Here is a 6572-nt window from a genome sequence, read left to right on the forward strand (position 1 = left end):
ACCAGCAGCAACCCATCAAAAACCCCTCAAGGAGCTGGCGCATGGGCCACCCGTTCCCGATCCGGGAGATCGCACGTCAGGCGGGCCTGAGCGAGGCCACGGTCGACCGGGTCCTCAACGGCCGGGGCGGTGTGCGGGAGAGCACCGCGCAGGAGGTGCGGCGGGCGATAGCCGACCTGGACCGGCAGCGCACCCAGGTCCGGCTCGTCGGCCGTACCTTCATGATCGACATAGTGATGCAGGCACCGGAGCGGTTCACCACCGCCGTACGCGCCGCTCTGGAGGCCGAGCTGCCGTCCCTGCACCCGGCCGTGCTGCGCTCCCGCTTCCACTTCCGCGAGAGGGGCCCGGTCGGGGAGCTGGTCGGCACCCTGGACCGGATCGCCCGGCGCGGCTCGCAGGGCGTGATCCTGAAGGCCCCGGACGTACCCGAAGTCGCCACCGCCGTCGACCGGTTGGTGGCCGCCGGCATTCCGGTCGTGACGCTGGTGACCGATCTGCCGGCCAGTGGGCGGCTCGCCTACGTCGGCATCGACAACCGGGCGGCGGGCGCCACCGCCGCGTATCTCCTGGGCCAGTGGCTGGGTGACCGGCCGGGGCATGTACTGACCACCGTCAGCCGGGGTTTCTTCCGGGGCGAGGAGGAGCGCGAGATGGGCTTCCGCGCGGCGATACGCGCCCGGCATCCCGTACGGCGCCTGGTCGAGGTCACGGACAGCGACGGCCTGGACGCCACCCAGTACGACCTGGTGCTGGCCGCGCTCCGGGACGACCCCGGCATCAGGGCGGTCTACTCGATCGGTGGCGGCAATGTCGCCACACTCGACGCCTTCGACGCCGTGGACCGGCGGTGCGAGGTCTTCATCGCCCACGATCTGGACCACGACAACGCTCAACTGCTGCGCGCGGGGCGGCTGTCGGCCGTACTCCACCACGATCTGCGGCAGGACATGCGCCGCGCCTGCCGGGTCATCATGCGGGGTCAGGGGGCCCTGCCCGCCGATACGGCTCCTGCGCTGCCGTCGCCGATCCAGGTCGTCACGCCGTACAACATGCCGCCGGAGTTGGCGATGACCGGCGACGCTTAGTGCAACCCTGGGGTTGCGCACGGAGAGAGCGATGTGCAACCCTGGAGTTGCACCAAGGATGGCAATGGACGACAAGGATGAATGACGGCGAAGGAGTCATGTCATGAGCGAGGACCGGATCGAGCGCGAAACCCTGATCGCGGCACCCCTGGAGCGGGTTTGGACGCTGGTGGCCCAGCCCGGGTTCTGGGTGGCCGACAAGGCGAGCCTGCCCGGCACGGTGGCCAGGGAAGGCGAGTCGATGGTGGCGAAGAACGCCGAGCACGGCGACTTCCCGGTGCGCGTGGAGAAGGTTCAGCCTCCGACGTACCTGGCGTACCGCTGGACCAGCGCGTTCCCGGGCGAAGAGCTGCGCGAGGACAACAGCACCCTCGTGGAGTTCACGTTGACGCAGGAGGGCGAGCAGACACGACTGCGGGTGGTGGAGAGCGGGTTCGCGGCGCTGGCCGGCTCCGAGGAGCTGCGCAGCCAGAACTTCAAGGACCACAGCGAGGGCTGGCCCCTGGAGCTCGACGCGCTCAAGACGCGCGCCGAACAGCCATCCGCATGACGGAGGAGTCTCGCGGCGCCGTCGGGCCGGTCGACAGCGTCCTCGCTGCGCTGGCCGACCCGACACGGCGTCAGCTCCTCGATCAGCTGGCCGCCCAGGGCGAGGCCACCGCTACGACGCTCGCCGCCCAACTCCCCGTCTCACGCCAGGCGGTGGTCAAACACCTCGCCGTCCTGGATGCCGCCGGGCTGGTGTCCGGGAGCCGTGTCGGACGCGAGATGCGCTACGTGGTGCGGCCCGCGGCGCTGGATGCGACGGCGCGGTGGATGGCCACGCTGGCGGCCGACTGGGACAGGCGGTTGGCGACCATCAAGCGCGTGGCCGAGGAAGCGGAGGCGGCGGAGCGGGACTTGAACTAGGTGCTCCGCTGGAAGGGCGGTTCGACCCTGGCGGCGGTCGTCTCAGACCTTGATTCCGATGGTGGAGTCCCACTCCAGCAGCCGGGCCAGTTCCTCATCCCCGGGCCGCGCCGCAGGCGCCTGACCGGTGCGGGCCGGTGTGTGGACGCCGCGGGAGATGTTTCCGCTGACGGTGGTGTTGTGCTCCACGCGCGGGCGGCGGAGCGTCTCGTAGACGGACAGCGCGGTGTCGGTGTCGGGTGCGTCGCGCAGTGCCTTGGCGAGGATGACGGCGTCCTCCATCGCCATCGAGGCCCCTTGCCCGGTTGCCGGGGAGGCCGCGTGGGCGGCGTCGCCGATGACCAGCGTCCGTCCCGAGTGCCAGGGCGCTCCGGGCGGTATCTCGGTGGCGTTGGTGACCAGGATGTCGTCGGTGGAGGCGGCGACGATGTCGGCGGCCGGGGTGGCGTCTTCGCGCAGCAGCGGCAGCAGCAGTTCGCGCCATTGGGCAGGCGTGCCGTGTGCGATCTCGTCGGCGGACAGGGGTTCTTCGGCCACGCGCGCGAACCAGTACGTCTGCCCGCCGGGCGACACCGCGTGGCCGAAGGAGGCCGCACTTCCGCGCACCATGGTGAAGCGCTCGTCGTCGGCCTCCTCGGCCAGAGTGGCGCTGGTGGTGTAGCCGTAGAACACGTACTCGCCCGCGTAGCGCGGTTGTGAGGCAGGGGCGATCGTCCGGCGGACGGTGGAGTTCAGGCCGTCGGCGCCGATGAGCAGGTCGCCGGTCGTGGTGCTGCCGTCGGTGAAGTGTGCGGTGACGCGGTCGGGGCCGTCCTGGACGGACGCCAGCGAGGCGCCGTGCCGGATGCTGATGCCCCGGTGGGCGGCCTCGGCCTGCAGGGTGGCGTTGAGTTCGCCGCGACGCAGGCATTGGTACCGCAGAACGGGGTTGTCGGCCTCGCCGAGCGGCCTCTGCGCGACTTCGGTGCCCGTGCCGTCGAGGACGCGTATCGAGGTCAGCGGGAAACCGGCCGCGGTGACCGCGGCGGAGGCGTCGATCTGCGCGAGGGCTCGCATGCCGTTGCTCGCGAGCGTGAGGAAGGCGCCGATGTCCTCGGCCGAGTCGGGGTGGGCCTCGTACACGGAGACGTCGAAGCCGGCCTTGTGCAGGGCCAGGGCCGTCGTCGTGCCGGCGATCCCGCCGCCGATGACGAGTATGCGGGTCACCATGTATCCGGCTCCTCCGTGTATGGCTTGGGTGAGGTGCGTATGTGTTGCGGGGAACGTGCGGGCGAGTCCACGGGATTCCCGGGCACGTAGTGAGCCCGACCCGGGACATCTCGCCCAACTACGGCCTTCCAGCGGCCTGTTGACTCCGAGGGATGAGGGGTTTGATCCATAAGATCACGACGCGGGTCTCGGGTGTGCGGTGTCAACCGATCAGCCACGGCGGGTTGGGTCAGGTTGCGGAAGCAGGACCGGGCGGCAGGTGGACCGTCATGATCAGGCTGCAGGTTTCGGTGCCGGAGCCGCGGTAGGTGTGAGGGGTGTCGGCGTCGAACGTGGCGGTCTGTCCGGCTTCCAGGGTGTGTTCGGTGCCGTCGACGATCAGGGTCATCCGGCCGGAGGTGACGCTGACGGTTTCCACGACGCCGGCCTGGTGGGGGTGGCTGGGGTATTCCTCGTCCGGTTCCAGTTGCCAGCGCCAGACCTCGACAGGGGCCGGGCCTGAGGTCGTCAGCATGAGCCGGGCCTCACTCCCCCGTTCTCCGGTCCACAGCGGTGCCACGGTGTCGGCTGCCACGACGCGGACGCGGCCTTCGGGCGGTCCCTGCATCAGGTCGGACACCGAGATACCGAGGGTGTCGGCCAGTCGGACCAGGGTGGCCAGGTTGGGGTTGCCCTGGGCCTTCTCCAGTGCCACCAGGGCTCCCTTGCTGACCTGGGAGCGTCGGCTGAGTTCTTCCAGGGACAGGCCGGCCCGGGTGCGGGCCGCCCGGACGTTGTGCGCGACCGTCCGCAGGGCTGCGGCTGTCTCGGCCATCTGATCTCCATCCTCGCCACCGACCACTTCAGTGCACCGCGTGGTCGTTCGGTTGACACGGGCCGGTCGTTACGTTGTACGGTGCGGTCGTTCGAATGAATAGTAAGGGATGTGCTGTGATCGCTCTGCTGCTGGCCCTGGGCAGCTCACTCGCCTATGGATGCGCCGATTTCCTCGGCGGCCTCGGCGCCCGTAAGGCTCATGTGCTGCGTACCGTGATGATCGCGGCCCCGGCGTCTCTCGTGGTCGAGCTGTTGCTGTGGCCGGTGCTCGGCGCCTCGTTCAGCGCCGGCGCCCTTGGCTGGGGTGCCGCGTCCGGGGTCGCCTCCGCCGCCGCGTTCGTCCTGCTCTACCGCACGCTGGCGATCGGCCCGATGAACGTGCTGTCGCCCGTGACCGCGCTGGTGTCCGCCGCGCTGCCCGTCGGTGTGGGCCTGTTGCAGGGCGAGCACCTGGCCGTCGCCGGAGTGGTGGGCCTGCCGCTGGCGCTGGTGGCGGTCGTGCTGGTCAGCGCCGGACACGGCGCCGGGGCGGCGCGCCCCTCCCGTACGGCGCTGCTGCTGGCCTTCGGCGCGGGCGCCGCCATCGCCCTCCAGCTGGTCTTCCTGCACCAGACGCCGTCCGACAGCGGGGTGGCACCGCTGATCGTGGGCCGGGCCGTCTCCTCGGCCATCACCCTGGCCGCGGCAGGGGTGATGTACCGCAGGCTGGGCCCGGAGCGGCCCGCGTACGCGATGTCCGCAGCCGCGGGTGTGCTGGACTCCGTGGCGAACCTGCTGTTCCTGCTCGCCGCCCGCAGGGGGGACCTCGCCGTCGCCGCCGTGATCGTCGCCCTCTACCCGGCCGGCACGGTCCTGCTCGCCCGCGGCGTGCTCGCCGAACGCATCCACCGCGGACAGCTCGTCGGCCTGGGCACCGCCGCCGTCGCCGTCAGCCTCCTCGCGCTGACCTGAGCCCCGTAGTCCACCCCACCGCCAACATTCTTAGGGATCAGCATGCTCATCCAGCCCTGGGACGCCAGTCTCGACAAAGCCGAATGGCAGACCTGGATCACCGAAGGCCACGACTTCGGACAGCTCAGCGTCAACGGCCTGCCCGGCCACCCGCCCGTCGCCGTGCCCACCCACTTCACCAGCGACGGAACCCATCTCCTGGTCCACCTCGCCCGGCCCAACCCGATATGGAAGGCGATCGAGCACGACCCGAACGTCCTCTTCACCGTCCTCGGTGACTACGCCTTCGTTCCCGGCCCCTGGCGCGCCCAAGCCGACACTCCGCCCACCGACGGCGTGCCCACCAGCTACTACACAGCCGTCCAGTTCACCTGCCGCGCCCATGTCGTCGACGACCCCGAGGCCAAGGCCGAGCTGCTGCGCCGCCAGCTCGCCCACTTCCAGCCCGACGGTGACCACGCCCCCGTCGCCGTCGGCCAGCCGCCCTACGGCCGGATGCTGCCCGGCATCCGCGGCCTGCGCCTCGAAGTCAGCGACGTACAGGCCAAGTTCAAGTACGACGACCACAAGCCCGTCGAGCACCGCACCGCCGTCTCCGACCACCTCACCGCACGTGGCCAGGGCCTCGACGTGCCCACCGCACGCCAGCAGCGCCGCCGCCTGGACCGCATCGGCCCCTGGAAGCCCTGACCCCCGCACCCCCACCGCCCAAACCCGGACGCAGGAAACGGAAACCCCGCCCATGCCCGCCTTCCGCATCACCCCCGCCGTCGCAGACGCCTTCCCCGACACCCTCATCGCCCTGGTCACCGCCACCGGTCTGCGCGGCCATGAGCCCTGGCCCCACACCACCGCAGCCCTGGAGGACCTGGAGCAGCAGCTCGCCGACGGCACCTGGCACCCCGCCGACGAGACCGACCCCCGCATCGAGGCCTGGCACACCGCCTACCGCTCTTTCGGCACCAACCCCCGCCGCATCCGCCCCAGCGTCGACGCGCTCGGCCGCCGCCTCGCCAAGAAGGGCACGCTGCCGCGCATCAACCCGGCCGTCGACTCCTACAACGCCGTCTCCGTCCGGCACGGTCTGCCCGCCGGCGCCTTCGACCTGGACCACATCACCGGCGACATCGACATCCGATACGCGGACGGCACCGAGTCCTTCACCCCGCTCGGCGAACCCGACACGGTCGAGAACCCCAAGCCCGGCGAGATCATCTACGCGGACACCACCGGCGTCCTGACCCGCCACTGGAACCACCGCGACGCCCACCGCACCCGCGTGACCGAGGACTCCACGCACGTCGCCTTCGTCCTCGAAACCCTCCACGTCACCCGCGACGGCGACCTCCTCAAGGTCGCGGCGGAGGAACTGCAGGGCCTGCTCGCCCCGCACACCGCACAGACCGCCGTGCACTTCCTCAGCCCGGCACAAACCCAGGCCAGCACCTGAGACCGCCACCCGAACCGGGCCCGCCACGGTCTTCCGCCACGAAGGCCCCGCAGAGCCCGTGAACTCCTCCGGGCGGGTGAGAGCACAGGCCGAGGACGAGCATGGCCGTGGGGATCACCTGTGATCTCGATGCCGTCGGCTGGAAGAGA

The 6572-nt window shown here is 70.8% G+C and carries 8 protein-coding genes; 6 read left to right on the forward strand and 2 right to left on the reverse strand.

The window, feature by feature from the left end; all coding sequences use genetic code 11:
• Nucleotides 1-41: 41 nt before the first annotated feature.
• The 3 genes from ACYVO6_RS25570 (at nucleotide 42) to ACYVO6_RS25580 (ending at nucleotide 1997) form a co-directional block, all read left to right on the forward strand.
• The gene (locus tag ACYVO6_RS25570) at nucleotides 42-1088 is read left to right on the forward strand and encodes a LacI family DNA-binding transcriptional regulator (RefSeq protein ID WP_461064957.1); all 1047 of its coding nucleotides are present in this window, start codon (nucleotides 42-44) and stop codon (nucleotides 1086-1088) included.
• A 103-nt stretch (nucleotides 1089-1191) separates the two neighbouring features.
• Complete coding sequence (locus ACYVO6_RS25575; protein WP_033328993.1) at nucleotides 1192-1638, forward strand: SRPBCC domain-containing protein; 447 nt, start codon at nucleotides 1192-1194, stop codon at nucleotides 1636-1638.
• On the forward strand, nucleotides 1635-1997 hold the full coding sequence (locus ACYVO6_RS25580; RefSeq protein WP_461064960.1) for an ArsR/SmtB family transcription factor: 363 nt from the start codon (nucleotides 1635-1637) through the stop codon (nucleotides 1995-1997). Before ACYVO6_RS25575 ends, ACYVO6_RS25580 begins: the two co-directional genes overlap by 4 nt.
• Before the next feature lie 42 nt (nucleotides 1998-2039).
• On the opposite strand, the gene ACYVO6_RS25585 is transcribed toward ACYVO6_RS25580, so the two are convergent.
• Both ACYVO6_RS25585 and ACYVO6_RS25590 read right to left on the reverse strand, forming a co-directional pair.
• Nucleotides 2040-3203, reverse strand: coding sequence for an FAD-dependent oxidoreductase (locus tag ACYVO6_RS25585; protein WP_461065465.1), 1164 nt, complete (start codon nucleotides 3201-3203; stop codon nucleotides 2040-2042).
• 232 nt (nucleotides 3204-3435) lie between these two features.
• Nucleotides 3436-4020 carry a helix-turn-helix domain-containing protein gene (locus ACYVO6_RS25590; RefSeq protein WP_461064962.1) on the reverse strand — a complete coding sequence of 195 codons (585 nt, stop codon included), beginning with the start codon at nucleotides 4018-4020 and terminating at the stop codon, nucleotides 3436-3438.
• A gap of 116 nt (nucleotides 4021-4136) precedes the next feature.
• On the opposite strand from ACYVO6_RS25590, the gene ACYVO6_RS25595 reads away from it, so the two are divergent.
• From ACYVO6_RS25595 to ACYVO6_RS25605, 3 genes are read left to right on the forward strand one after another with little or no spacing between them, the layout of a single operon-like run.
• Nucleotides 4137-4973, forward strand: a complete 837-nt coding sequence (locus ACYVO6_RS25595; protein ID WP_461064964.1) for an EamA family transporter — start codon at nucleotides 4137-4139, stop codon at nucleotides 4971-4973.
• 42 nt (nucleotides 4974-5015) lie between these two features.
• Nucleotides 5016-5663, forward strand: coding sequence for an FMN-binding negative transcriptional regulator (locus ACYVO6_RS25600; RefSeq protein ID WP_461064966.1), 648 nt, complete (start codon nucleotides 5016-5018; stop codon nucleotides 5661-5663).
• A gap of 52 nt (nucleotides 5664-5715) precedes the next feature.
• Nucleotides 5716-6423, forward strand: coding sequence for a B3/B4 domain-containing protein (locus tag ACYVO6_RS25605; RefSeq protein WP_461064968.1), 708 nt, complete (start codon nucleotides 5716-5718; stop codon nucleotides 6421-6423).
• The last annotated feature ends 149 nt before the right edge of the window (nucleotides 6424-6572 follow it).

It is taken from the genome of Streptomyces pseudoechinosporeus (assembly GCF_054783935.1).